Origin of the sequence: Acinetobacter brisouii CIP 110357, assembly GCF_000488275.1 — a bacterium.
Lineage (GTDB): Bacteria > Pseudomonadota > Gammaproteobacteria > Pseudomonadales > Moraxellaceae > Acinetobacter > Acinetobacter brisouii.
Genome location: NZ_KI530763.1, coordinates 401,238 through 427,516 on the forward strand (window position 1 = coordinate 401,238; position 26,279 = coordinate 427,516).

Here is a 26,279-nt window from a genome sequence, read left to right on the forward strand (position 1 = left end):
AAAAGCACAAGGGATGAAGCCATTCATCCCTTTTGTCATTTTAAGCCCGAACCTATTTTTTGATTTGCAAGATCTCTAATGTCTGACACGATTTCACCTTTTGCTGCACTGACTTGTCGCGATTTCTCATTGCTGACGATCAATCAGTGCTGTTTGACCTTAGCGATTTTGATTCAGGAAGTGCTGCTGAGTTTTTATTTATATCAACTCACTCATAATCCAATGATGCTCGGTTTGGTCGGACTAGCAGAGTTTGCTCCCTTTGTGCTGCTATCACTTTGGGGCGGTTATATTGCTGACCGTTTTAACCGACAACGCATTTTACAACTCAGTTTTAGCAGTTCGATTCCTTTATCGGCTCTGCTGTGGCTGTGTTTTTCCAGCCATCAACAACAGCTCTTATCCGATACACTGTTTTTAGTGAATGTTTACGGGATCATCTTTTTATTTGGCTGTATTCGGGGGATTTATAGCCCGTGTTTTAATTCGCTACGTCCATTTCTAGTTCCCGAAAAACTGTACAGCAATGCTGCCACATGGACGACGTTATGCTGGCAAATCAATGCGGTGCTTGCTCCTGTTTTGGCTGGATTACTGCTGGCGCATGCAGGTTTAAATACAACTTTTATGCTGATTGTACTGCTATTTATGCTCGGTAGTCTGGCACTTTGGCAGCTCAAAGCGCGAGATTTTCCACCGCTTGCCAATGGCTCAGTCTGGTCGAGTCTAAAAGATGCCGCGACATTTTTACTGCAAAGTCGGGTGTTGTTCTGGGCGATGTTACTGGATGTCAGCTCGGTATTTTTTGGTGGTGTGATTGCACTGCTGCCAATGTTTTCTCAAGATGTGCTGCATCTTGATGCCGACGGTTTTGGGCTGCTGCGTGCAGCCCCTGCCTGTGGTTCATTGCTGATAATGAGCGTGTTGGTGAAGTTCCCGCCCCAACAGCAACTTTGGCACAAAATGCTGTGTGCAGTTGCAGGTTTTGCCTGCTGTGGCTTTGCCTTTGCCCTGAGTCGACATTTATACCTTGCAGTGCTGATCTTGCTGCTGATGGGTGCATGTGACAGTTATAGCATCGTGATTCGGCAGACCTTATTACAACTAATTCCCCCCAAAGCCATGCTGGGGCGGATTGCTGCGATTAATGGGATTTTTGTGACCTCAGGCAATCAGCTTGGCGCGTTACACGCCAGTATTCTGGCGCGTTTACTTGGGGTTATTCCTGCGATGCTACTCGGTTCAAGTTTGTCTTTACTGACTGTGCTGCTGAGTTATCGACAAACCCGTGATCAGACCTCTGATCGTTCTTTTTCCAATGAAACCTAAGTGTATTTGCTGCCTATGTCTTGGTCAAAATTGAGTCTCTATCTTCTATATAGTTTATTTGGCTTGGTCATTTTACATGCCTGCTATATTGCAATTTTAGGCGGCACAGCGATTTTCTTTTGGCTCGACCTCAGCTTGGTTGTGGTTTATCAATTGCAACTCAAACAAAGTTTGTTACGCAGTTGTAGCTTGCTGATTTTACCGATTTGCCTGTTGTTATCGCTGTATCTGCATTTGCCTTTTATTGGGCTACTGTTACCGCATTTGAGTTTGTCCGCCTATTATTTTTCTCGCCGCTCTAAACAGCTCACTAAATGTCAACATTTACTCTTGGCGAGCCTGCTGAGTATATGTTTGCTGATTTGTTTGAGCTTGCAGATCACTTATTTACACCACTTGCAACAGCACTATGCTTCGTTTCAGACAGATGAGTCATGGCAACAGTTTGGCGCTTTATAAACGGTGAAGAATATCTGCTCAGCTTCATGATTTTACTGAATATGGTTATCAGAAACTCCATTAACCGACAAATAAGCTTTTGCGTATACTAGAGCGCTTTTCGTAAAACTTTAGAAGAATTGTATGATGAAAATTTTAGATGGTGGTGTAGGACGTGAATTGGCGCGTCGTGGTGCACCATTTCGTCAACCAGAGTGGTCTGCACTTGCCCTTTGGGAAGCTCCCGAAATTGTCAAAGATGTACATCTCGACTTTATTCAGTCAGGTGCAGAAGTCATTACTACCAATAACTATGCCGTTGTTCCTTTTCATATCGGTCAGGAACGTTTTGATGCAGAAGTTCGCCAACTGGTTCAAGTTGCGGTTGACCAAGCCAAACAGGCGGTTCAGGAAAGTGGTCGCAATGTGCAAATCGCAGGTTGCTTGCCACCATTATTTGGTTCGTACCGCGCCGATTTATTTCAAGAAGATCATGTGCGTGAACTGGCTTTGCCGATTATTGAAACATTGGCAGATCAGGTCGATTTCTGGTTGGCTGAAACTCAATCCAGCCTGAAAGAAGTGGAAATGGTACACAACCTCCTTCCAAAAGATGGCAAAGCGTACTGGGTTTCTTTCACCTTGCAAGATGTGTTGCAACAAGACCGTGCTTCCTTGCGTTCGGGTGAAAACCTTGCACAAGCGGTTGAAGTAATTCGTCGCATTGGAGCAGAAGCGGTGCTATTTAACTGCTGTCAGCCTGAAGTGATTTTGCAAGCCATTCAGGAAATCAAACAACTGGCCCCTGAGTTGACCATTGGTGCTTATGCCAATGCTTTCCCGCCACAAGATGAATCTGCCACTGCCAACGACGGTTTGGATGAAGTGCGTCAAGATCTTGACCCAATGGCTTACTTAAGCTTTGCCAAACAATGGCAAGATGCAGGCGCATCTTTAATTGGCGGTTGCTGTGGCATTACCCCTGCGCACATTGCCGAGCTTTCTGCATTTTTTAAAGAATAATCATCATGTCTTCTGCAAAAATTGGTTTACTGTCGCTGACCGCGCTGGTGTTTAGCTCCATGGTTGGCTCTGGGGTGTTTAGCTTGCCGCAGAACATGGCAGCCGTCGCCAATGGTTCAGCCCTGCTGATTGCATGGCTGATCACAGGCGTTGGTATTTTATTCTTGGCATTTTCATTGTTGTATTTATCACGTCAGTACCCTGAACTGGACGGCGGGATTTATAATTATGCCCGCGCAGGTTTTGGCGAACTGATTGGCTTTTGCTCGGCATGGGGCTACTGGCTGTGTACCACGATCGGCATTGTCGGTTATGTGGTGATTGTATTTTCAAGTCTCGGCACATTCGTAGATACGAAGGAGCATGTGATCTTTGGCGATGGCAATACCCTTTATGCCCTGATCGGTTCATCAGTCTTTGTCTGGTTGGTACACTGGCTGGTCAGTCGCGGCATCAAAGAAGCAGCAGTGGTCAACCTGATCGCAACGATTGCCAAGATTGCCCCGATGGTGGTGTTTATTGCCTGTAGTTTAGTCGCATTTAAACTGGATGTATTCAAACTCAACTTGAATGACTTCTCCCTAAAAATGCCGCTTTGGGAACAGGTCAAAGACCTGATGCTGATTACCTTATGGGTATTTACAGGCATTGAAGGTGCTGTCGTACTGTCTTCTCGGGCGCGCAACCGTCATGACATTGGTAAAGCAACTGTTTTTGGTGTGTTATTGGCGCTGGCATTTTATGTCATGGTCACGGTTTTATCTTACGGTGTCACCAGCCGTGCCGAGATTGCAGGTATGCATAACCCGTCTATGGCGACTCTTTTGACCCAGTTGATTGGGTTGCCAGGCACGATTGTGATTACTGTCGGTCTAATGATTTCGGTAGCATCCTCGTATTTGAGCTGGACGCTGTTCGCCACGGAAATTCCGTTCTTGGCTGCAAAGAATGGTGCTTTCCCTGCGATGTTTCTCAAGACCAATGCCAATAACGTGCCGATTTCATCGCTGTGGCTGACTTCGATTGTGGTACAGGCGGCATTGATTGGCGTGTATTTTTTCAATAAAAACTACACGTGGCTGTTGATGATTTCTTCCGTGATGATTCTGTTGCCGTATTTGTTGGTTTCAGCTTTTTATCTAAAAGAATCAGGTAAAAACAAACAGCCTAAACATATCCTGATTGCCTTGGTTGCTACAATTTATGCGGTATGGTTATTGTATGCGGCAGATCTATCTTTGCTATGGGATTCGGTACAACTGTACATGGTCGGGCTCATGATTTTCATCTATAGCTATGTAAAACATAAAAAACGTCTGACTGCGGATGACCAATCATTCACATAAATAATCCCTGACATAAAAAAACGGCTCTGATGAGCCGTTTTTTTATCTGCCAAAAATCATCTTATTTGTAGGATGCTTCATAAGCTTTGGCTTTGTCTTCGTCAAATTGCTTCTGCCATTTACTAATCACAAGCACAGCCAAAGCATTACCCACTACGTTCAGTGCAGTACGTGCCATGTCTAAAATACGGTCAACACCTGCAATAAACGCCAGACCTTCCAGTGGAATACCGACTGAACCCAAAGTCGCCAATAACACCACGAAAGATACGCCAGGAACACCTGCAATCCCTTTTGATGTCACCATGAGAGTCAAGACCAGCACGATTTCTTGAGCAATCGATAAATCCTTACCGTAAAGCTGAGCAATAAAGATTGCTGCGATACTTTGATACAGTGTAGAACCATCAAGGTTGAATGAATAACCTGTCGGTACCACAAAGCTCGAAATGGCTTTTGGTGCACCGTAAGCTTCCATTTTTTCCATGATACGTGGCAAAACGGTTTCAGAGCTTGCAGTTGAATACGCCAAAATCAATTCGTCTTTGAGAATCTTGATCAGGGTAAAAATGTTCAGACCACAAATTTTTGCCACCAGACCGAGTACACCCAGACCAAAGAACAAAATTGCGCCATAAACCAAAATCACCAGTTTTGCCAAAGGTACCAAAGATGCAAAACCGAAGGTCGCTACAGTCGCTGTAATCAGTGCAAATACACCCACAGGCGCATAGAGCATGATCATGTGTGTGACTTTAAACATCGATTCAGAAACCGCTTTTAACACATTCAGTAATGGTTGTTTGGTTTCTACAGGAAGAGCAGCTAAACCAATCCCGAACATGACCGAGAAGAAAATAATCGGTAGCATCTGCCCACTTGCCATCGCACTGAAGATGTTCGATGGAATAAGGGACAAGATCGTTTGCATCAAACCATGAGATTGCGATTTTACTTCTTCAGTCGTATGTTCATATTGGGAAATATCCACTTTATGAAGCAACGACATGTCAACGCCTGTACCAGGATGGAAGACATTGGCACACACAATACCGACAACAATCGCAATTGTGGTAATAATTTCAAAGTAAACAATGGTTTTTACACCCAAGATCCCAAGCTTTTTGGAATCTCCAACCCCGGCAATACCCAAGATTAAAGTTGAAATCACAATCGGTACAACGATCATCTTGATCAAGTTAATAAAAATTTGACCGGCTGGTTTCAAAAAGTTATTCACAACATTTTGCTGAATATCGGGTTGGTTGTGTAAAATTGTTCCCACAACGATACCCAAAATCAATGCAATTAAGATTTGCCAGGCAAGACTAATCTTGAATTTGTTCATAGGCTGAGACCTTATACGATCCAGTTAGTTGTCCACAGTAATGGGCAGACATTAACGACGGAAGATGGAAAAGAATAAAGCATATAAGTCGAAATCCAATTTCGAGGCCGCTCCAAAATGGGACTACTCTACTCATGGGTTATTCTCTCGTCAACATAAAAAATTTACAAACAACGAACAAAAAAAATCTGAAAATACAAATCTTCATTTAATTCAAAATGTTATTTTTACTTTTAAATTTATTTTTTTATTAAGAATTTATTAACAATTCATTAAAACATCTTACTCTATATGAATAAAATGCAAGAAATATAACTATAAGTTATTATTTTTCATATATTTAATTTCTATTTTTTTATAAAAAACCTCAATATTAATTGGAAAAATGTCTAATTGCTTAAAATGCCAATTTATGCTTTAAAAGTTCATGGTTTCGAGGTCATCTGTTGTATTCATACGTATAAACATAACCCTAAAGCCCGCTATAATATGCTGGTCAAATAACCATATTATTCCTCTGTAAATCATGACTAAACTTAGCTGTTTTAAAGCCTACGACATTCGAGGCAAACTCGAAACTGAACTCAATGAAGAAATTGCCTATAAAATTGGTCGTGCTTACGGTCAAATCTATCAACCTAAAACCGTTGCAGTAGGCTGTGATGTCCGTCTCAGTAGCGAAAGTCTCAAACAAGCCACGATTCGCGGTCTCAATGACGCAGGGGTAAATGTGCTTGATTTGGGCATGACAGGTACAGAAGAAGTTTACTTTGCAGCTTTTCATCTCGATGTTCAGGGTGGGATTGAAGTGACCGCAAGTCACAACCCGATGGACTATAACGGCATGAAACTGGTGCGGGAAAATGCCCGCCCGATCAGTGCCGATACAGGCTTAAAAGAGATTCAGGCATTGGCAGAAACGGCTGCATTTACTGAAGTGAGTCTAAAAGGAACCACTCAAAGCTATAATATTCTGGCTGAATTTGTGCAACATCTTTTGACCTACATTCAGCCTGAAAAAATTCGCCCGCTGAAACTGGTGGTCAATGCAGGCAATGGCGCCGCAGGCCATGTGATTGATGCGATTGAAACTCAGTTTAAAGCATTGAATGTTCCTGTCGAATTTATCAAGGTTCATCATGAAGCCGATGGTACATTCCCAAATGGTATTCCTAACCCATTGCTGATTGAAAACCGTGACAGCACTTCACAAGCCGTGATTGCGCATCAAGCTGATATGGGTATCGCATGGGATGGCGACTTTGACCGCTGCTTCCTGTTCGATGAAAAAGGTCAGTTTATTGAAGGCTACTATATTGTCGGTTTACTGGCACAAGCCTTTTTGTTGCAACATCCAAATGAAAAGATTGTGCATGACCCTCGTCTGGTCTGGAACACACAAGATCTTGTCGAAAAATACCAAGGGCAAACGATACAGTCCAAATCAGGTCATGCTTTTATTAAGCAAATCATGCGTGAAGAAAATGCGATTTATGGCGGTGAAATGAGTGCCCACCATTACTTCCGTGATTTTGCCTACTGTGATAGTGGCATGATTCCATGGTTACTGGTTGCAAGCCTGTTGTCTGAAACCCAACAATCTTTGTCGAGTCTGGTCGAAGACATGATTGCCAAGTTCCCGTGCAGCGGTGAAATCAACTTTAAAGTTGCTGACAGCCAAGCAACGATTCAGAAAATTTTTGATCATTATGCCGATCAGAACCCGATCATTGACCGTACCGATGGCGTGAGTCTGGACTTTGGCGCATGGCGTGTCAATGTTCGTTCTTCCAATACTGAACCGCTCTTACGCTTAAACATTGAAAGCCGTCGTGATAAACAACCTCGCCCAATGCAAAGCTATGTGGATGAACTTTCAGCCATGATTCAAAGTTAATCATTTGGCAATTAAAAAAGCTCGGCAGTTGACCGAGCTTTTTTAATGCTTAATTGACTGTTTGAGGCTTGAGCAACTGATAAGTAAAGTTTTGCCCATTTACCGTGTCATTATTTAAGGCTTTATATTGATCCAGCAATTGTGCCTTATCGAACTGACACGAAGCTTTTTCATGAATAAATTTCTGATGAATCACATCATAGCATCGTGAAACACGCTCAATAAACTGATAATACGGTGGCAATGGCAAATTCGCCAGATGCAAAATTTTCGGTGCTAAAAAGCTGGTTGCTATATACGGCTGTGCCAGTATTTTGTGCTGTACAGGATAATTACTCCACAATAGTAACGGCGTTTCGTAAGCATTCAGCTCTTCACGATTCGGATCATTTTCAAAATAATGATATTCATCATAGACATTTTGTAAATTGGGCAAATGATCGCCAAAAGCAATCACAATGGTTGGGCGATCTAGGGTTTTGACAAATTCAGTCAAATCCCGAATATGCTGATCGGCACGTGCCACCCCTGCAGTATAGGTTGCCATTTTCTGCTGTGCGCTTTCTGACAGGTTCGGATTGAGTTTATAGGACTGTGTTCCATAACGGTCATCCGCATACATCGGATGGTTTTCGACCGTAATTGCATAAATAAATTTTGGCTGATCGCTGGCAAGGTTCAATTCGGTTTTAATCGAATCAAAGATCACATCATCATTCGCCCAGCCCGCCTGATTAAATATGGTCGAATGATTGGCTGAATTCATCATGTTTTCCAGAGACACAAACTTGTTAAAGCCCATCTGCTGATAAACACGGTTACGATTGTAGTAATAACGCCAGTTGTTGTGCATGGCGATGGTGTCGTAACCCAAGCTGTTCAAATATAACGGCAAGGAATAAATCGGTTTACGGATTTTGGCCACATAAACCAGCTCGTTACGAAAGAAAATCGTATTTAAACTGGTGAGCGCTTCAAATTCGACATTGGCAGTTCCACCACCAAATGATGGAGACAAGAGTGCCGACACCCGATTTTGACTGGTAAATGGGGTGAGATTTTTGGGTAATTTTTTATCGAGTAATCGTGGATTCCACATTGACTCATCCATGACCACCACAATATTCGGTTGCTCTGTGGTCGAAGATGTCGTGGGACTTGTTACAGCAGATGTCTCTAAAGGTTTAAAAATCTGTTGGATGGTTTCACGTGAAACCGTTTCATGCGGTAAAAAAGCTTCAGTTAAGCTATCCAAAATTTTCGACATGAAAAATGTGGTAAAGCCAAAATTCTGAATTTTACGAAAATCACCCATCCAGTCACTGCGGGTATTGGGAAAGCCCGACATATTTAAACAAATGCTGGGATAATCAGGTTTGCTGCATGCCCCTATCGGGCTTTTGATATAGTTTAAATAAATTGCCGAGCAGAATATCAGCACACTCAGTGTAATCTGTAGCAAATAAGTTTTGAGTAATGTTGTTTTTTCTTTTTTAAAACAGAAAATTAGCACCGCAAAAAATATGGCAATAAAGGCAAAAAAAGCAATTTTAAGTGCCAGAGGCGCAGCCTTAAAGGCTTCTGAAAACAATAAAATATCGTCAGGGCTAAAATTGGTAGAGAGATATTTTTCTTTTTTGAAATTAATAAATTCAATCAAACCGACAAAAATCTGACTGAGTACCAACGCAGTATATTGTCGCCTGAACAGTGCAGCAAAGACCAAAATCAGGCTGTAGTTAAACACACAGGACATCAACGTCTTGGCAAGGCGGTCAGGAGAGAAACCTTCAAGGAAGAAATTCCAGTTAGAAGCAAGATAGATTGAAAAAAACGTAGAAAAACAAGCCACAAGCAAAAATAACATTTGCTGGCGTAAGGTGTTCATAAGGCAGGAGCAAGGAGATTAATCAAACAGATGGTAAATTATAGCAAAAGATTGTCAGCCCTACGGGAAAGCGCCAATAAAAATGGCGCATTCAGCGCCATCTCTATCATTGTATGAATTATCGATAACCCTGTGGATTCTGTTTTTGCCAGTTCCAGCTATGTTTCAGCATATCCTCTAACTGATACTGTGGCTGCCAGCCCAATTCTGCAATCGCACGCGCATTATCGGCAAAACAAGTGGCAATATCCCCTGCACGGCGCGGAGCGAATTCAAAGGCAATCGTTACACCATTAATCTGTTCAAAGCTATTTTTGATTTCAAGAACTGAAATACCCCGCCCTGTACCAATATTCCATGCTCGACAACCTTGCTGTTGCAAACGGTTTTTCAACGCACAAACATGTGCATTGGCTAAATCGACCACATGAATATAATCCCGCACCCCTGTGCCATCAGGCGTGTCATAATCATTGCCAAAGATCGACAATTTTTCGCGTTTTCCAACAGCAACCTGTGTGATATACGGCATTAAGTTATTAGGAATGCCTTGTGGATCTTCACCGATATGCCCAGTTGGATGTGCACCGACAGGGTTAAAATAGCGCAATAAAGCAAATGACCAGCGTTCATCAGACGCTGCCAGTTTTTCCAGCATTTGCTCAACGACTAGTTTGGTATAACCATAGTTATTATTCGGCATGGCAGTTGGCATGTTCTCATTCAGCGGCGATGGATGCGCGTCACCATATACCGTAGCCGATGAGCTAAACACCAGACGAAATACCCCCGCCCGTTGCATTGCCTGTACCAAGTTGATACTGCCAGAAATATTATGATCAAAATAAGTGAGTGGGATCTGCTGGCTTTCACCTACGGCTTTTAACCCTGCAAAATGGATCACCGCATCAATCGCATACTCGGCAAAAATCTGATCCAGCACTCGACTGTCGCGAATATCACCTTCGATAAATTGCAGTGATTTTCCCGCAATTTTTTGTACGCGCTGCAAGGCTTCAGGTGAACTGTTACTGAGATTATCCAGTACGATGACTTCATAATCTGCTGCAAGCAAGGCGATACAGGTATGTGAACCAATATACCCAGCTCCGCCTGTGACTAAAATCGTTGCCATGTTTATTTTCCTAACAGAATCGTGAGTAAGCCTTGTGTCGATGCATCCAGTTGCAACTCATCTTGCTGCTGACCATTTAAAATCGGCAATAACTGATTGGCAATTTCCTTGCCTTTTTCCACGCCCCACTGGTCAAAGGGATTAATGTTCCAAATCACGGATTGTACAAAAACTTTATGCTCATAACAGGCGATCAGCATGCCCAAACTATATGGATTAAGCTCATCCACCAACAGGGTTGAACTACCCTGATTCCCCGCATACTGTTTATAAATGGGTAAATGATCCAGCTCACTTTTATCCAAAGCTTGATTACCAAATGCCAGTAAACGTGATTGTGCCAAACAGTTCGACAGCGCCAGATGATGCTGCTCGATCAGGGCACTGGCATTTTCCACATAGGTAAATTGCTGAGCATTGTAACGTTGTACAGGAGCAAGAAAATCACAACTGACTGCATGCGTGCCCTGATGTAGCAATTGATAAAAGGCATGTTGGGCATTTGGGCCAACTTCCCCCCAAACAATCGGGCAGGTTCTCATACTGACTTTTTGACCATTGCGCTGAATCGATTTACCATTCGATTCCATTTCCAGTTGCTGCAAATACGCCGCAAAATATTTTAAACGCCCGTCATAAGGTAAAATGGCATGGGTCTGTACATCGAGAAAATTGGTATTCCAAACCCCAAGCAGCCCCATGAGTACTGGAATATTCTCTGCAAAATCAGTTGAACGGAAATGCTGATCAATCGCATGCGCCCCTGCTAAAAACTGCTGAAAACCTTTAACGCCAATGGTTAAAGCAATCGGTAGACCAATACATGACCATAGCGAATAACGCCCGCCCACCCAGTCCCAAAGCAGGAACTGTTTGTCCGCAGCGATTCCCCATGCCGTCATCTTATCTGCTTTGGTCGATACGCCAATAAAATGACTTTTCGTCACCTTATCTTGCTGGCCCAAAGCTTTTTCAAGCCACAAACGCGCAGTTTGTGCATTGGACAGCGTATCAATCGTACCAAACGATTTCGATGAAATAATAAACAGTGTCGTCTCAGGTCGTAGCTGATGCAGCAAATCTGAAAGCTGGCTGCCGTCCATGGTCGAAACAAAATGCACATGCAACGATTTTGCGGTATTGACTTTAAAATCCGACAAGGCATGGGTCGCCATCAGTGGCCCTAGGTCAGACCCACCGACTCCGATATTGACCACATCCTGAATCACTTCACCTGTTGCACCACGATATTGCCCTGCATGGATTTTTTCCACCAAAGCATACATACGCTGTAATTGCTGCTGAACTTGATCGGAAAATGTAGGAAATTCAGCGGACTTCGCAGGCAAACGCAGTGCCCAATGCATCGCTGCACGCTGTTCAGTATAGTTAATCCGCTGCTCGGAAAATAAGGCTTGAATCCATTCCTTAAGCTGTTGTTGCTCAGCTAAGCGAACCAACTGCTGGATAATCCGCTGGTCAATACGTTGCTTACTATAATCCAGAAACAACTGTTCAAACCGCAATGAAAACTGTTGAAAACGCTCGGCATCTAGTTCGAATAACTCCGTCAGATGTAACTGCGACATCGTTTCAGCCAAACTGCTGAGTTGTTGCTGTGCCAAACTGGTTTGGTGTTTGGGGAAATGGGTAATATTTTCTTCTGTCATTGTCGACCAACCCCTGCGTAGGCAAAACCTTGTGCCTTCACATAATCAGGATCATAAATATTGCGTCCATCCAGAATTAAAGGATGCTGCATCAACTGATGCAAAAGACGATAATCTAAACTTAAATACTGTTTCCATGCCGTCAGCAAACATAGTGCTGCTGCACCTTGCGTGGCTTCATACTGATCTTCACACAACACCAAATCAGCACGGTTTCCATATTGCTCGGCAATCAGTGATAAAGCCTGTGGATCATGTAATTGCACAATCGCACCTTGCGCCCAAAGCGCTTGCAACATGGTATGAATCGGAGAGTAATCGGTACGTGGTGTGTCCTCTTTAAACGAAGCCCCCCAAATTGCAATCACTTTGCCTTTCAGGTCACACTGATAATAATTCCATAGCTTACGGAACAGGATTTCTTTTTGTTGTTCATTAATTTCCCAGACCTGCTCCAACAACTGACCTTTCACCCCTGCATCTGCAATCGTTTTAGACAGCGTTAAAATATCGTGGGAAAAGTTTGCTCCGCCAAAGCCTGCCCCTGCTGCCAAATAACTCGAACCAATTCGATTATCTGCCCCCAGACCTAAGCGAACATTGGCAATATCGATATTGAGTTTTTCTGCTACCTGAGCCAGATCATTCATATAACTAATGCGTGTTGCCAACATGCCTGAAATACTGAGTTTAGTGAACTCAGCGTCTAGAACTGGCATAAAGACATAATGATGATTTGCGCGATAAAAAGGTCGTAAAATCTCTTTGATTTGTGGCTTCACATCCAGATGATCAATGCCAATCACCACATGAGAAACTTGTAAGACACTATTAATGGCATTGCCTTCTTGCACCATATCTGGCAAATAACACCAATAATCTTGAGGCAATTTTTGTTTTAAGGCTGTTGTCCCATTTAAACCAAAGCTAGAACCATTAATCATTAACTTCGGATGAATAATCGGCTGTTGTTGTAAATAATTTAAAATAAAATCAACTTGTTGTTCTTCATTGCTATTAAATGCAAAAAAATAAGCATCTATATGTAAAGGGATTTCTGCTAAATCACATACTGATAATCTTTTCGTCTGTGCCTGAGTAGAGATGAGCTGATTAACCGTTTTATCTTGATACTGGATAGAACTCGTTTGATCATCACTTGAATATGGACTCCAAAAAACCTGGTGTCCATATTCTGCAAATAACCCAGCCATAACGCCCGCATTCAATGTCGCTCCATAAACTGCGATTTTCATGGCATTTCATCTCTCTTAAAGTTTCAGTTCCTGAATGAGTTCAATAAATTTTTCACCCAATTTAGGATGCTCAACAGCATAGTGCAGTACTGCCTTGAGGTAACCGAGCTTGCTGCCACAGTCAAATGTCACACCAGACATACGATAGGCTTCGACCGCATCAGTTTGTTGAAGCATCGCAATCGCATCGGTCAGCTGGATTTCATTGCCTGCGCCTTTCGGTGTCTGCTGTAATAACTGCATGATTTTGGCAGGTAAAATATAACGCCCGACCACAGATAAATTACTTGGTGCAGTGCCTACAGCAGGTTTTTCAATAATGCCCTGCATGACTATACTTTGCCCTTCGACAGGGACTGTATTTACATCAACAATGCCATATTGATCGACCAAATGGTCAGGCACCGCTTCAACCATAATTTGTGCAGCTTGTACCTGTTGGTAACGCGCGGCCATTTGTGCCAAATCATTTTGCTCAGTTTGACTTTTGACCAAAACATCAGGTAACAATACTGCAAATGGCTCATCACCAATCAATGACTTGGCGCACAATACTGCATGCCCCAAACCCAAAGGCTGCGGCTGGCGCACACTCACAATGCTGACATGCTCAGGCACAATCTGGCGAATCTCTGCCAACAAGTCCCATTTTTGTTTTTGTTCTAATGTGGTTTCAAGTTCAAAATTACGGTCAAAATAGTTTTCAATCGAGGCTTTTGAAGAATGTGTCACCAAAATAATCTGTTCGATACCCGCTTCAACGGCTTCACGTACGACATATTCGATTGCAGGTCGATCAACTACGGTGACCATTTCTTTTGGAATGGACTTGCTGGCAGGTAAAAACCGTGTTCCCAAGCCTGCAACAGGCAAAATCGCTTTTTTAATCATTCATTTCACTATTATCAGGTTTTAGTTTGTTTCGATACGTCAGGATCACTACCTGTAAATAGTGATGGCCCTACATGTCCAGGCGCATTAATGCCTTCTTTTTTCAGCATCACCGATACGGTCTTGAACATGATTTTGAAGTCCACCCAGACATTGTGATGATCAACATACCAGACATCACATTTAAAACGCTCTTCATAATCGAGCTCGTTGCGCCCACTAATCTGTGCAAGACCCGTCATGCCTGGACGCACTTCCAGACGGCGTGCCTGTTCAGGGGTATAGTGCTCAACAAACTCTTTGAGCATCGGGCGAGGCCCCACTACACTCATGTCACCTTTAATGACGTTAAGCAATTGCGGCATTTCATCCAGACTGGTTGAACGCAACTTTTGACCAAACGGCGTAATGCGCTGATCGTCTGGGAGTGGATTGCCATGCTGATCAAGTGCGTCTTTCATAGAGCGAAACTTCATCATTTTAAACAGCTTGCCATCTTTCCCTGGACGTTCTTGGTAAAAGAAAATTGGTGAACCCAAATTCTTTTTGACCTTGAAGGCAACATAAATAAACACAGGCAACAAAATCGTAAATGCAATAGAAGCAATAATGATATCGACAAGTCTTTTGAGCATGATTATTTCACCCGCAAACCGAAATCACATCGCATAGCGATAGTAGACATTTAATTGAACCTTGTTGAAACTCTGGTCTGCCGAAATGGTAGATCAATTTTTAAAAGCATATTTTATCAACTCTTGGGCGAAACTGCCATTCATGTACAGCATCAATGCACCGATGAATCTGTCACAAATTGCATCGCCTGTAACATTTGCTGGTTAACCTGTTTGACCTCATAACGCTGCTGTACCAATGCCAAAGAGCTGGCTGCCATCTGTTCGATCTGTGCAGGCTGTTCGATCAGGCGTTGCATTGCTTGGGCCAGTGCATCGGCATCGCGTACAGGGACTTTAAAACCATTTTGCCCTTCAATCACCGTTTCCTTACAACCTGGTGCATCGGTGGTGATAATGGCACGGCGCATTGCCATGGCTTCGAGTACCGAACGTGGAATACCCTCACGATAAGACGGCAACACAAAAATATTGGCTTGGCAAATCGCCTGACGGACATCACTGAGCTTGCCCCAGTACTGAATCAAACCCGATGCCATCCACGCTTCCAGATCATCCTGAGCAATTGCCGCAGGGTTTTCATCAATCCAGCCGACCAGATGAAAATGTGCTGCAGGATAGCGCTGTTTAATTTGCTTGGCTGCGGCGATATATTCATACACACCTTTGTCTTTCAATAAACGTGCCACCATCAAAAAGATCGGCTGTGGTTGTCCTTTTTCATCCAGTAATAACGGCTGCGGAGCAAATTTTTCGGTATTCACGCCTGAGCCATTCACAATATAGGTCGGAATCCGCACGGGCAGATGCTTCAACTCACGCACCAAAGCCAGATCATCGGCATTTTGAAAAATCACCGCACTGGCTTTGCTCAAGGCAAAGCGGAAAATCTGGTTAAACAGACGTTTCACATATTTAAAACGACCCGCTGACTGATCATTCTGAAAGGCAAAGCCCAAACCGCTGAGTAAAATATAGCGCTCAGGCACTTTCGCCAGATACGCTGCAATCGTGCCATACAGAATCGGTTTAATGGTATAGCTCAGCACTTTATTGGGGCGTATGGCTTTAAGCTGCTGGTAAATTGCCAACATGGTTTTCGAGTCTGCGACAGGATTGGTGCCCATTTTTTGTAATGGGTAACTGTGTAAAGCAAATCCCAGCTTCTGAAAATACGCCTGATCTTCAGGATACAACTCGATATTCGGCGCAAGAATATGAATCGCATAGCCTTGCGCTGCAATGCTATTCAGCAAGTCGCCCCGAAAATTTCGGACGGTATGCAGGTCATTAGAAATAATACAGAACTTCATAGATTATTTTGCTGAACCTTGTAAATGCTGGACATACCACGGCATAGCTTGTTCAATGCCCTGTGCAATATTGAACTGCGGCTGATAACCCAGCAAAGTTTGAATTTTGGAAATATCAGCCTGCGAATGGCGCACATCGCCTGCTCGGAAATCGCGATACACAGCAGCTTGCGTATAGTGCACCGCATTTTTCGCCAAGGTTTCAGTCAGCATATTAAACAGTTGATTGAGATCAGTTCGCCCGCCCACTGCAACATTGTAAATCTGATTGAGTGCAGCCGGATTTTCTGTAGTCGCTGCCAACAGGTTTGCCTGCACGGCATTGGCAATATAGTTAAAGTCGCGACTGGTTGAACCATCACCATTGATATACACCGTATCGCCCTGAATCATGGCAGCCGTCCATTTTGGAATCACTGCGGCATAAGCACCATCTGGGGTTTGGCGTTTCCCAAAAATATTAAAATAACGCAGACCAATCGAGTTAAAGCCATAACAACGCTGGAACACGCTGGCATATAGCTCATTGACATATTTGGTCACGGCATACGGCGACAAGGGATTACCAATAATCTCTTCTTTTTTAGGTAAGGCAGGATGATCACCATAAGTCGAGCTACTGGCAGCATAGACAAAGTTTTTGACTTGAGCCTCTTTGGCAGCCACCAACATATTCACAAAGCCCGAGATGTTGGAAGCATTGGTCGCAATCGGGTTTTCAATCGAACGCGGTACTGAACCCAGCGCCGCCTGATGCAACACATAATCCACACCTGCACACGCCGTTTGGCAGTCTTCAAGGTTGCAAATATCACCCTGAATAAATTTGAAATTCTGCCATTGTTCAGCCGACACGGTGGCCTGCACTTCATCGAGATTGTGCTGAAAACCTGTCGAAAAGTTATCTAAGCCAACCACACGCTGACCTAGCAACAACAGTTGTTCCAGCAAATTTGAACCAATAAATCCCGCGATGCCTGTGACTAACCACGTTTTAGGTTGCTGTTGCAGTTGTTCGCAACATTGTTGATATTGGCTCATGATGCTGTTCTCTCAGTGCTGAGGTGATAAAGTGCCAACCATTGTTGCAGCATGCTCTGCATCGAGTAATGCTGCTGAATGCGCTGACGGTGCTGCTGCCCCAACTGGGCTTTTTGTTCTATCGACAATTGTAACGCTTGGACAAGTTTTTTGCTGAGCATTTCTGCGTTTTGTGGCGGAACCAGCCATTCAGGCTCACCTAACACTTCTTTTACGCCACCACAGTCGGTTGCCACCACGACCCGTTCACAACTCATGGCTTCTGCCACCACCAGACCAAATCCTTCCCAAGCCGAGGACAAGACAAACAGATCTGCGGCTGACAATAGTTCCGCAACATCATGCCGTACCCCCAGAAAATGGATCTGATCTGCCAAGTTCAACTGCTGCACCTGCTGTTCAAGTTCAGCGCGTTGCACCCCATCACCCACAATCAATAACTGAGCTTTTGGCTGAGTTTGTTGGAGTAAGCGAAATGCCTGAATCAGGTTGGGATAATCTTTGGCTTGCATTAAACGCCCGACCGCTATCAACACAGGGGTGTCGTCGGAAAAACCGAATTGCGAACGAAGCTGCTGACGTGCCGATGCAGAAAATTGAAATTTTTGCGTATCGATGCCATTACTGACCGCGGTGCTTTTGGCTGCGCCAAAGGCTTTTTGTGCAATAAAAAAATCTGTAGCTTCCTGACTGACATTGGTATTCACATCGCTATAACGATCGGTCATACGGTACAGCCACTGCCGCGCCTTGCCACCAATCACCTTGCTGTGCGCAGTACAAATCAAATACGGAATCTGTGCCGAACGGCGTAGCAAACGAGCAAATAAAATTGCATGAAACATGTGTGCATGTACCACATCAGGCTGAAACTGCTGCATGATTTGGGCAAAACGCTGGGCACTGTGCGAGAAGTTCGCCAGTGAATTTAAACCCAGTTGAATCAGTTCAATCTCGGGATGTTGTGGTTGAACTTCAATCTCACCACGCAAATAGGCGATTTTGACCTGATGCCCTGCCACAAACAATTGATCGGCCAGACTGGTTACAACTTTCTCTGCACCACCTAAACCCAAGCCTGTAATCAGCAACAAAATTTTCATGGTTAGGCTCGCTTAAGCTTGGGCAAACAGTTGCAGCCATTGGGCCACAATCTGCTCAGTGGAATACTGTTGCACATGTTGCTGATTGTATTGAGCAATCGTTTGATAATGCTCAGTATCCAAGCTCATCATCTGTGCCAATCCATCACTCAAAGCTTGAGCATTTTCAGGGCTAACCAAAGGATTTGGCGTGTTGGCTAAAATTTCACGCGGGCCAATCGGACAGTCAAAAGCCACAATCGGTAAACCAAAGCTCAACGCTTCGAGTAACACCATGCCAAAACCTTCAAAACGCGAACTTAAACAATATACTGAAGCCTGTGCATAGTACGGTGCAACCTCGGGGGTCGCAGCCACCCAATCCACAGACTTTTCAATGCCAAGTTGTGTTGCCTGTTGTTTGAGCGCCTGCTCCTGCTCACCACTCCCCACAATCCGTAGCGTCCAGTCAGGATACTTCGAGCTGAGCAATTGCCAGGCCTCAAGCAGCAAATCAAAACCTTTTTCAGAACGTAAGCGCCCAACCGCAAGCACCGTTTTATGGTTTTGACTCGGTAACTGTGTAGCAATCTGAAAAGGTGACGGATTGGCAATGGCTTGAATCTTCACTGAGATTTTAGCAATGCCCTGCTGCCATAACTGTCGGTCATGCTCAGTTAAAGTCACCACCGCATCGGCATAGCGCGCAGCCCAAATCCGCCCAATACGGCGCAAACGTAACCCTAAATCCACTTCAAAATTAAAATGTTCCCAGCAAATATGCTGTACCTTCAAACCGAACAAGGCAGGTACAGTAAAAATGCAGGAAATGCTATCCACTACCACTAGATGCTGAATCTGTTGCTGCTGGACAAAACGGCGGATTTTCCAGATTGTCCCCAATAAATGACTTTTCATCGACACAGGCTGTGGATAAAGTGCATGGTTTTCCACACGGGCATCCAAGGCAAAAAATGGACGCTCACCTTGTGAAAGATTCAGAATACAGACTTGTTGCCCCTGTGCCGCCAAGGCATTGGCGACCAGTGTGGTGACGCGCTCGGTTCCACCTGCAAGGTTGAGATTGCCAATCAGAAAGCAGATTTTGCCGATCATTTTTTCAGACCCAAACGGCGCAAGGTGCGGTCAAACAATAAAAATGCCACGCCATAATGAAAAAACAGACGATTGCCACGGTTACGGATCATGGTTTCATTCAGTGGATGTTGACGCATTTTCTGTTTTAAAGTTTTCCAGCGCTGCTGTGCCGCACTCACGCCATCGGCGTTCAAAACATCCATAATATGCGACTGGCTAATGGCGATCATGGTTGCCACCAGTTCAGGATGCTGTTCAATACGTTCCAAATAAAACAGCGGCACGCCACCCAAATCATCAATATTTTTACGGGATTTGGTCGCGGTAATACCTTGCGGATTGATGCGGTAATTGATCAATACTTCAGGACTAAAATAGGCGGTTTTTGCTGCGAAAAATAACAACGGCGTGGTGTAGGCATCTTCATAGTTTTTACCGACTGGAAAGCGAATGTCTTTAAATAACTCGCGTTTATAGACCCGCAGCCATGCAAACCAAGCCGAACGGTTGGACAGTTCCAGTAGAATGTCCTGATTCAGGGTTTGCAAACCCTGCTTCGACATACGGTGTAAAAACGGAATGGTATTGCCTTGGTCATCTACACGTTGTACCGCAAATTGGATAATGTCAGCGCCCGTTTCAATACCTTTGAACACTTCAGCAAAATACTGTGGATTGAGATAATCATCTGAATCCAGAAATGCCACGTACTCGCCTTGCGCTTCTCCAATCCCTGTATTACGTGCCCCGCTCAAACCCTGATTTTTTTGGCGGATAATACGAAATTGCTGCTGTACGGCCTCAGGCTGCTGTGCCAAAAACTGCTGCGCTTTGGCTACCGACTGGTCTGGGCTGCCATCATCGACCACAATCACCTCGACCTCAGGCACAGGCAACTGCTGGCAGATACTGGTCAGGCATTGTTCAATGTACTTTTCGACATTATAAACGGGGATGATCAAGCTCAGCTTCATCGGGTATTCTCAGCGTTTGAAATAGGTGGATGGTTTAAAGATACGAATATGCGTATCTAAAATTAAACCCTGCTTATAAAAGTAATTAAACAACGTTAAAGACAAAATTTCTGTGGCGAGAATCGCAAAAATTGCTCCATACAGAGCAAAATAATGAATCGCCAAGAAGGTCACGATGACATTAAATGCCACCAGAGTCATGGTCTTATGATGTAAATAATCGTAGGCATTGAACTTGATCAGATACTTTTCTGCCACCGTCGACATGCCTGAAAACAGGGTCACGAACACCGCAATAATCAGAATATCGTTGACCTGCTGATAGGCAGCGCCATACAACCACTGGATAATCCAGTGCCCAAACAGCGCAAAAAATACCGCAGCCGAAGAAGCAATCACGATGACCATCAGGTTTAAGCGCGCCACCATGTTCTGGCTGCGTTCAAAATCTTTTTCCGCATAAATCTGGGTTAAAAACGAGGAAATAAAAGCATTTAAAACAAAGTAAAAACTGCTGCCAAGGGTCATCGCCACCGAATAAATCCCCAGATCATGCTGTGACTTCATCCCCAAAAACAGTTGTGAGGTCTTGGTAAAAATCGCAATGGATAACGTATACAGCACCAGTTTGCGCCCAACTTTCAATACATAACTGCGATACTGCTGTAAATGATCGGCAATACGTTGTGGTGTACTGAGTTTTTTACGTGCAAAAATCGCCCGACGCATCAAAAACGGAACCAGCGTCACCAACACGATTGGAATACTTAAATAGCTGACAGGTAAATGAAATTCGGCAATGCCATAACGCACGATCAGGCTCACCAAAATCGCAGTGACATTACAAATGGTATTAAAACGTGACTGCAAAGTGGCATTGAAATAAATGCTATAAGCCGTGTCATGCAGGGAAAAATACACCCCGATACACGCTGCGACCGAGAAAATAAAGGTCAGAGGATCAACCGTTAAATACAGATACAGCAGTACCAAACTGGCAAACACTGTAAAGAACAGATTCCGCAAAGTACGTGTGGCAAAAATAATATGCTCACCCGTTTTACGGTTCTGACTGGTTTTTTGGAAAATCAGGTTGTCTGAGCCAAACAATGACACCGTTTGCACGATGGCAAAAATCGAGGTGGCAAAAGTCAGCTTACCGAAGTTGGCAGGCCCGATATAACGTGCCACAAACGAGGTCACGAAGATCAATCCAAAAATGGACAACAGCTTTTCAGCCATCATCCACAATGAATTGAGATAGACTTTTTTACTCATGATGCCGCTTACAGACGGATGTCCACACAGTCTTTGTCGAGCACATATTTCAAGTCATACAGCACAAAATTGGCTTTACACATTTTGGCAATGTCATCGCGCGTCAATGCCTTAAACTGATGATGGGCAACCGCCAGCACCACTGCATCGTAGTAATGGTTTTTCGGCTGTTCAGTCAATTCCAAACCATATTCATGCTGCACTTCGGCAGCATCAACCCACGGATCATACACATCGGCCTGAATGTGGTATTCCTGCAATTCATGAATAATATCAATGATGCGGGTATTACGAATGTCAGGACAGTTTTCTTTAAAGCTTAAACCCAGTACCAAGACCTTAGCACCTTCAACTTGAATTTTCTTTTTTATCATCCCTTTTACAAGTTGAGTCACAACATAAGCACCCATACTGTCATTGAGACGGCGACCCGCCAAAATAATTTCAGGATGATAGCCAATCGCCTGCGCTTTATGGGTTAAATAGTACGGATCAACCCCAATACAGTGCCCACCCACCAGACCTGGACGGAATGGTAAGAAGTTCCACTTGGTGCCTGCGGCTTTGAGCACATCTTCAGTGTCGATGCCCATTTTATTGAAAATCAATGCCAGTTCATTGATGAGTGCAATATTCACATCACGCTGGGTGTTTTCAATGACCTTTGCCGCTTCAGCGACTTTAATACTCGGCGCTTTGTGTGTACCTGCGGTGATAATCAGGTTATAGACTTCATCGACATAATCGGCAATTTCAGGGGTTGAACCCGAAGTAATTTTTAAAATATTAGTGACGCGGTGTTCTTTGTCGCCCGGGTTAATGCGCTCTGGGCTATAGCCTGCATAGAAATCCTGATTGAAAGTCAGACCTGAAACTTTTTCCAGTACAGGAATACAGACTTCTTCGGTCGCACCCGGATACACAGTCGACTCGTACACCACGATATCGCCTTTTTTCAACACACGACCAATGCTTTCCGAAGCTTTCACCAACGGGGTCAAGTCAGGCTGTTTATACTGGTCAATCGGGGTTGGGACTGTCACGATAAAGAAGTTACAATCCTGTAAATCATCAATCTGGGTGGTATAGCTTAAATGGCTTGCCTGTTGTAATTCTTCTGGCGAGGTTTCTAAAGTATGATCCTGACCGCTTCGCAGTTCATCAATACGCTTTTGCTGAATATCGAACCCGACTGTTGCGACAGTTTTACCAAATTCGACAGCTAGTGGCAGTCCCACATAGCCTAAACCAACAATCGCGATTTTGAGTTGATCTCGTTGCAACATAGACAGTCCGATCCTAATCAATAAAGTAAAAGAGGATCATAATGGATGATCCTTACAGGCTGACTAATATAACAGAAATCAGACTGATTTTTCGGATAAAAAAGCGAGTTCGAGCTTTAGTACAGGCGGGCTTTATTTACAGATTTAAAACACGTTTTTGCTCAGATTAGGCGGTTACTTCACACAAAAAACATACCGTTTGTTTACAATCCATTATATGCTTAGAGTCACCAATGCCTGCATGATCAGGCAAGCTGTTTTAATCAAATAAAATTGGATTCCTCTTATGAGTAAAGCCTTACCCGTTGCTGTTGCAGTTATTTTAGGCGGCGCTGCACTTGTTCCTGTTTTTTATGCATCTCAACACCCTGCTCCAGCAAAGACCCATCGCGCATCAGCAGGCACGTCATCTGAACCGAAAAAGGTTCTGAGCTATATGCAAGGCTACCAAATGGGTGGTCAGGTTTCTCCTGAAATGGACATTGACGGCTTTGCACAAGGTCTGCGTGACGCTCGCGAACACAAACCGCACGCTTATAACGATCAACAAGTTAAAGAAGCTATCGTCAACTATCAAAAAGAATTACAAGGCAAACTCAGCAGCTTGCAGGAAAAAAACAAAACGTTCCTGACTGAAAATGCCAAGAAAGCGGGTGTAAAAACCACCGCTTCAGGTTTGCAATATGAAATCATCAAACAAGGTACAGGCAAACAAGCGACTGCCAATTCAACTGTAAAAGTGAATTATGAAGGCAAGCTGGTTGACGGTACAGTGTTTGACAGCAGTTACGCACGTGGTGAACCAGCTGAATTCCCACTTGCAGGCACGATTCCGGGCTGGATCGAAGGGATTCCACTACTCAAAGAAGGTGGTAGCATCATGCTTTATGTTCCAGCCAAACTGGCTTATGGTGAACAAGGTAACCAAGCCATTCCACCAAACAGCGTGTTGATCTTCAAGGTCGATTTACTTGCTGTGAAATAATCAAAACAATGGAGAGTAACAACTCTCCATTTGTATTTTAGGAAGATGATAATGAAAAAGATCCTGAGCGTTGTGTGTGCCTTGTCTTGTTTATCTACCCCCGTATGGGCAGCCAGTACCATTGATGCCAATAGCTCGCTTAGCACACAAGCAGGTTATAGTTTTGGCTATCTTTTGGGAAAAAGTAATGCTGAAGCGATACAAGGGCTCGACTTAAATGCCTTTGTTCAGGGTTTGACTGCTGCATCGCATAACCAGAACCCTGCCTTGTCAGAACAGGAAATGGCAAATGCCTTGGCACTTTATAAAAAACAGGCAGAAGCCAAAGACCTTTTACAACATCAGCAACAAGCTCAGATCAACGCCCAAGCTGGCGCTGACTTTTTAGCCAACAATGCCCGCCAAGCTGGCGTGGTAACCACAGCTTCAGGTCTGCAATATCAAGTGATCAAAGCTGGTCAAGGCAAAAGCCCGAGCAAAAATAGTACAGTTGAAATTAACTATGAAGGTCGCCTGATTGACGGCACCGTTTTTGATAGCTCAATTGCACGTGAGCAGGCTGCCAGTTTCCGCGTCAGTGAAGTAGTCAGCGGCTTGGCTGAAGGTTTATTGACCATGAAAGAAGGTGGCAAAACCCGCTTCTTTATTCCAGCAAAACTTGGTTACGGTGAAATTGGCGCTGGCGATGCCATCGGCCCAAATAGCACACTGATTTTTGATGTAGAGCTGCTTAAAATTAAATAAAGAATTAAAAAATCAGTTAAAAAAACCGACACTGTGATGTCGGTTTTTTTATGTTTAATGCTCTGGACGCAGGTGCCGTGGACGGAAGCCTGAAAGTAATAAACCAATCGTATAGGCAGCCGCACCAACCACGCACAGCGCTGTCAGCTCTACAATTTTCATCCATGTAGACAAGTGTCCGTCGTATAGATGCAAACCATACGCCAGTGCGCCAGCCATACATAAATTGGCAAAGCCGTATTGGGCAAAAATCTTTTTCCAGTGTGCACCAAAGCGGTAAATATTGCGTTTGTGCAAGTAGTAATACAACATCCCTGCATTGACAAATGCAGAACCCGAAGATGCAATTCCAAGTGCCATATGCTCGGCATGCCAGTGAATAGATTTAAAGAAGCTAATCAGAATCACATTTAAAATCGCATTGGCAGCAACCGCCATTAAGCCCACACGAACTGGGGTTTTGGTATCTTGCTGCGCATAAAAGCCTGGAGCAAATACCTTAATCAGCATGAAGGCTAGTACCCCGCCACTCATACACTGCAATGCCAGTGAGGTCATGTGGGTGTCTTCTGCGGTAAATTCACCACGCTGGAACAAGGTCTGGATAATCGGCGTTGACAACATAAACAGTGCCACACTGGCAGGCACACCCACCATGATGATGACCCGTGCAGCCCAGTCAATCATGCCACGGAAACGTTCAAGGTCTTGTTCGGCATGCCGTGCCGACAATGAGGGTAAAATCACCGTACCAATCGCCACACCAATTAAACCCAGTGGTAACTCGGTCATCCGTTCGGCACTATACAACCATGATACCGAACCACTTTGCATGAATGATGCCCAAATGGTATTGAGCAACAAATTGATTTGTGTGACAGATACCCCAAACAGTGCAGGCAGCATCAGCTTAAGAATACGCTCCACCCCTTCATGTTTAAAATCGATGCGTGGTGGAATCAGCAATTTCTTGCGCCATAACTCAGGAATCTGGATCATCAGCTGAATAAAGCCCGCTGCCAGTACCGCCCAGCCCAATGACATGATTGGGGTTTGCAAATACGGCGTCAGCCACCATGCCCCTGCAATCATCACCAGATTCAGCAACACTGGAGAAAACGCTGGACTAAAAAATGCACCGTAACTGTTCAGGATACTGCTGGCAAATGCTGTCAGTGACATAAACATCAAATACGGAATCGTCAAACGGAACATTTCAACCGCTTGTGCGAACTTGTCGGGATCATTGTGGAAACCTGGTGCATAGATATACACCACGGCAGGCGCGATGATCATGGCGAGCAAGGTAATCGACGACATCACCACCAGCAGGCAGCCAAACACCCGACTAATCAGGATTTGCACTTCTGCATGTAAACGTCCGGTTTTGTACTCAGTCAAAATCGGAATAAAGGCTTGGGAAAATGCACCTTCGGCAAACAGTCGCCTGAAAAAATTGGGAATGCGAAATGCAACTACAAAGACGTCGAATTCTTTGCCTGCACCAAACACGTTCAGCAACACCATGTCACGCACCAGTCCCAACACACGGGACAGCATGGTCATTGCACTCACGATAAAGGTCGACCGCCAAAGCGCCATCGCTTACACCTAAGTCAAAT

22 protein-coding genes are annotated in these 26,279 nt (G+C 44.2%); 7 read left to right on the forward strand and 15 right to left on the reverse strand.

Going from position 1 to position 26,279, the window contains the following annotated elements:
* The first annotated feature begins 78 nt into the window (after positions 1-78).
* From P255_RS12750 to P255_RS12765, 4 genes are all read left to right on the forward strand, one after another.
* Positions 79-1,329, forward strand: coding sequence for an MFS transporter (locus P255_RS12750; protein ID WP_004902834.1), 1,251 nt, complete (start codon positions 79-81; stop codon positions 1,327-1,329).
* A gap of 15 nt (positions 1,330-1,344) precedes the next feature.
* Positions 1,345-1,788 carry a hypothetical protein gene (locus P255_RS12755; protein ID WP_004902836.1) on the forward strand — a complete coding sequence of 148 codons (444 nt, stop codon included), beginning with the start codon at positions 1,345-1,347 and terminating at the stop codon, positions 1,786-1,788.
* 126 nt (positions 1,789-1,914) lie between these two features.
* Entirely contained in the window at positions 1,915-2,790 is an 876-nt protein-coding gene (locus tag P255_RS12760) for a homocysteine S-methyltransferase family protein (RefSeq protein ID WP_035365551.1), read from the forward strand.
* A gap of 5 nt (positions 2,791-2,795) precedes the next feature.
* Positions 2,796-4,136, forward strand: coding sequence for a basic amino acid/polyamine antiporter (locus P255_RS12765; protein WP_004902841.1), 1,341 nt, complete (start codon positions 2,796-2,798; stop codon positions 4,134-4,136).
* A gap of 61 nt (positions 4,137-4,197) precedes the next feature.
* On the opposite strand, the gene gltP is transcribed toward P255_RS12765, so the two are convergent.
* A complete protein-coding gene (gene gltP / locus P255_RS12770) occupies positions 4,198-5,484 on the reverse strand; it encodes a glutamate/aspartate:proton symporter GltP (protein ID WP_004902843.1) in 1,287 nt (428 codons plus the stop codon).
* Positions 5,485-6,010: 526 nt separating this feature from the next.
* On the opposite strand from gltP, the gene P255_RS12780 reads away from it, so the two are divergent.
* A complete protein-coding gene (locus P255_RS12780) occupies positions 6,011-7,381 on the forward strand; it encodes a phosphohexomutase domain-containing protein (RefSeq protein WP_004902846.1) in 1,371 nt (456 codons plus the stop codon).
* A 49-nt stretch (positions 7,382-7,430) separates the two neighbouring features.
* On the opposite strand, the gene P255_RS12785 is transcribed toward P255_RS12780, so the two are convergent.
* The 13 genes from P255_RS12785 to tviB all read right to left on the reverse strand — a co-directional run bounded on the left by P255_RS12785 (position 7,431) and on the right by tviB (position 22,928).
* Positions 7,431-9,269, reverse strand: a complete 1,839-nt coding sequence (locus tag P255_RS12785; protein WP_004902848.1) for an LTA synthase family protein — start codon at positions 9,267-9,269, stop codon at positions 7,431-7,433.
* A 118-nt stretch (positions 9,270-9,387) separates the two neighbouring features.
* Positions 9,388-10,404: a UDP-glucose 4-epimerase GalE gene (galE, locus tag P255_RS12790; RefSeq protein WP_004902851.1), complete on the reverse strand. Its 1,017-nt coding sequence runs from the start codon at positions 10,402-10,404 to the stop codon at positions 9,388-9,390.
* 2 nt (positions 10,405-10,406) lie between these two features.
* Positions 10,407-12,074 carry a glucose-6-phosphate isomerase gene (pgi, locus tag P255_RS12795; protein ID WP_004902854.1) on the reverse strand — a complete coding sequence of 556 codons (1,668 nt, stop codon included), beginning with the start codon at positions 12,072-12,074 and terminating at the stop codon, positions 10,407-10,409.
* Positions 12,071-13,330 carry a UDP binding domain-containing protein gene (locus tag P255_RS12800; protein WP_004902856.1) on the reverse strand — a complete coding sequence of 420 codons (1,260 nt, stop codon included), beginning with the start codon at positions 13,328-13,330 and terminating at the stop codon, positions 12,071-12,073. The genes pgi and P255_RS12800 overlap by 4 nt, the downstream gene beginning before the upstream one ends.
* A 15-nt stretch (positions 13,331-13,345) precedes the next feature.
* Positions 13,346-14,221, reverse strand: coding sequence for a UTP--glucose-1-phosphate uridylyltransferase GalU (galU, locus tag P255_RS12805; protein WP_004902858.1), 876 nt, complete (start codon positions 14,219-14,221; stop codon positions 13,346-13,348).
* 14 nt (positions 14,222-14,235) lie between these two features.
* Complete coding sequence (locus tag P255_RS12810; RefSeq protein ID WP_004902861.1) at positions 14,236-14,856, reverse strand: sugar transferase; 621 nt, start codon at positions 14,854-14,856, stop codon at positions 14,236-14,238.
* A gap of 152 nt (positions 14,857-15,008) precedes the next feature.
* Complete coding sequence (locus P255_RS12815; RefSeq protein ID WP_004902863.1) at positions 15,009-16,169, reverse strand: glycosyltransferase family 4 protein; 1,161 nt, start codon at positions 16,167-16,169, stop codon at positions 15,009-15,011.
* Positions 16,170-16,172: 3 nt separating this feature from the next.
* Positions 16,173-17,210 (reverse strand): NAD-dependent epimerase/dehydratase family protein, encoded by a 1,038-nt coding sequence (locus P255_RS12820; RefSeq protein ID WP_004902866.1) that lies wholly within the window; start codon positions 17,208-17,210, stop codon positions 16,173-16,175.
* Positions 17,207-18,313 (reverse strand): glycosyltransferase, encoded by a 1,107-nt coding sequence (locus P255_RS12825; protein WP_004902867.1) that lies wholly within the window; start codon positions 18,311-18,313, stop codon positions 17,207-17,209. The genes P255_RS12820 and P255_RS12825 overlap by 4 nt, the downstream gene beginning before the upstream one ends.
* 12 nt (positions 18,314-18,325) lie before the next feature.
* Positions 18,326-19,408, reverse strand: coding sequence for a glycosyltransferase family 4 protein (locus tag P255_RS12830; RefSeq protein WP_004902869.1), 1,083 nt, complete (start codon positions 19,406-19,408; stop codon positions 18,326-18,328).
* Positions 19,405-20,364 (reverse strand): glycosyltransferase family 2 protein, encoded by a 960-nt coding sequence (locus P255_RS12835; RefSeq protein ID WP_004902870.1) that lies wholly within the window; start codon positions 20,362-20,364, stop codon positions 19,405-19,407. The genes P255_RS12830 and P255_RS12835 overlap by 4 nt, the downstream gene beginning before the upstream one ends.
* 9 nt (positions 20,365-20,373) lie before the next feature.
* The gene (locus tag P255_RS12840; protein ID WP_004902872.1) at positions 20,374-21,642 is read right to left on the reverse strand and encodes an oligosaccharide flippase family protein; all 1,269 of its coding nucleotides are present in this window, start codon (positions 21,640-21,642) and stop codon (positions 20,374-20,376) included.
* Between the two features lie 8 nt (positions 21,643-21,650).
* Positions 21,651-22,928, reverse strand: coding sequence for a Vi polysaccharide biosynthesis UDP-N-acetylglucosamine C-6 dehydrogenase TviB (tviB, locus tag P255_RS12845; RefSeq protein WP_004902874.1), 1,278 nt, complete (start codon positions 22,926-22,928; stop codon positions 21,651-21,653).
* A gap of 286 nt (positions 22,929-23,214) precedes the next feature.
* Here tviB and P255_RS12850 point away from each other — a divergent pair, with 286 nt between their 5' ends.
* Entirely contained in the window at positions 23,215-23,913 is a 699-nt protein-coding gene (locus P255_RS12850) for an FKBP-type peptidyl-prolyl cis-trans isomerase (protein WP_004902876.1), read from the forward strand.
* Positions 23,914-23,964: 51 nt separating this feature from the next.
* Positions 23,965-24,657, forward strand: coding sequence for an FKBP-type peptidyl-prolyl cis-trans isomerase (locus P255_RS12855; protein ID WP_004902878.1), 693 nt, complete (start codon positions 23,965-23,967; stop codon positions 24,655-24,657).
* Positions 24,658-24,711: 54 nt separating this feature from the next.
* Here P255_RS12855 and murJ read toward each other — a convergent pair whose 3' ends face one another.
* Entirely contained in the window at positions 24,712-26,259 is a 1,548-nt protein-coding gene (gene murJ, locus P255_RS12860) for a murein biosynthesis integral membrane protein MurJ (RefSeq protein WP_004902879.1), read from the reverse strand.
* Positions 26,260-26,279: the final 20 nt, after the last annotated feature.

Coding starts and splice junctions, on each gene's coding strand:
- P255_RS12750 (WP_004902834.1), top strand. CDS start 79: ATGTCTGACACGATTTCACCTTTTGCTGCACTGACTTGTCGCGATTTC.
- P255_RS12755 (WP_004902836.1), top strand. CDS start 1,345: ATGTCTTGGTCAAAATTGAGTCTCTATCTTCTATATAGTTTATTTGGC.
- P255_RS12760 (WP_035365551.1), top strand. CDS start 1,915: ATGAAAATTTTAGATGGTGGTGTAGGACGTGAATTGGCGCGTCGTGGT.
- P255_RS12765 (WP_004902841.1), top strand. CDS start 2,796: ATGTCTTCTGCAAAAATTGGTTTACTGTCGCTGACCGCGCTGGTGTTT.
- gltP (WP_004902843.1), bottom strand. CDS start 5,484: ATGAACAAATTCAAGATTAGTCTTGCCTGGCAAATCTTAATTGCATTG.
- P255_RS12780 (WP_004902846.1), top strand. CDS start 6,011: ATGACTAAACTTAGCTGTTTTAAAGCCTACGACATTCGAGGCAAACTC.
- P255_RS12785 (WP_004902848.1), bottom strand. CDS start 9,269: ATGAACACCTTACGCCAGCAAATGTTATTTTTGCTTGTGGCTTGTTTT.
- galE (WP_004902851.1), bottom strand. CDS start 10,404: ATGGCAACGATTTTAGTCACAGGCGGAGCTGGGTATATTGGTTCACAT.
- pgi (WP_004902854.1), bottom strand. CDS start 12,074: ATGACAGAAGAAAATATTACCCATTTCCCCAAACACCAAACCAGTTTG.
- P255_RS12800 (WP_004902856.1), bottom strand. CDS start 13,330: ATGAAAATCGCAGTTTATGGAGCGACATTGAATGCGGGCGTTATGGCT.
- galU (WP_004902858.1), bottom strand. CDS start 14,221: ATGATTAAAAAAGCGATTTTGCCTGTTGCAGGCTTGGGAACACGGTTT.
- P255_RS12810 (WP_004902861.1), bottom strand. CDS start 14,856: ATGCTCAAAAGACTTGTCGATATCATTATTGCTTCTATTGCATTTACG.
- P255_RS12815 (WP_004902863.1), bottom strand. CDS start 16,169: ATGAAGTTCTGTATTATTTCTAATGACCTGCATACCGTCCGAAATTTT.
- P255_RS12820 (WP_004902866.1), bottom strand. CDS start 17,210: ATGAGCCAATATCAACAATGTTGCGAACAACTGCAACAGCAACCTAAA.
- P255_RS12825 (WP_004902867.1), bottom strand. CDS start 18,313: ATGAAAATTTTGTTGCTGATTACAGGCTTGGGTTTAGGTGGTGCAGAG.
- P255_RS12830 (WP_004902869.1), bottom strand. CDS start 19,408: ATGATCGGCAAAATCTGCTTTCTGATTGGCAATCTCAACCTTGCAGGT.
- P255_RS12835 (WP_004902870.1), bottom strand. CDS start 20,364: ATGAAGCTGAGCTTGATCATCCCCGTTTATAATGTCGAAAAGTACATT.
- P255_RS12840 (WP_004902872.1), bottom strand. CDS start 21,642: ATGAGTAAAAAAGTCTATCTCAATTCATTGTGGATGATGGCTGAAAAG.
- tviB (WP_004902874.1), bottom strand. CDS start 22,928: ATGTTGCAACGAGATCAACTCAAAATCGCGATTGTTGGTTTAGGCTAT.
- P255_RS12850 (WP_004902876.1), top strand. CDS start 23,215: ATGAGTAAAGCCTTACCCGTTGCTGTTGCAGTTATTTTAGGCGGCGCT.
- P255_RS12855 (WP_004902878.1), top strand. CDS start 23,965: ATGAAAAAGATCCTGAGCGTTGTGTGTGCCTTGTCTTGTTTATCTACC.
- murJ (WP_004902879.1), bottom strand. CDS start 26,259: ATGGCGCTTTGGCGGTCGACCTTTATCGTGAGTGCAATGACCATGCTG.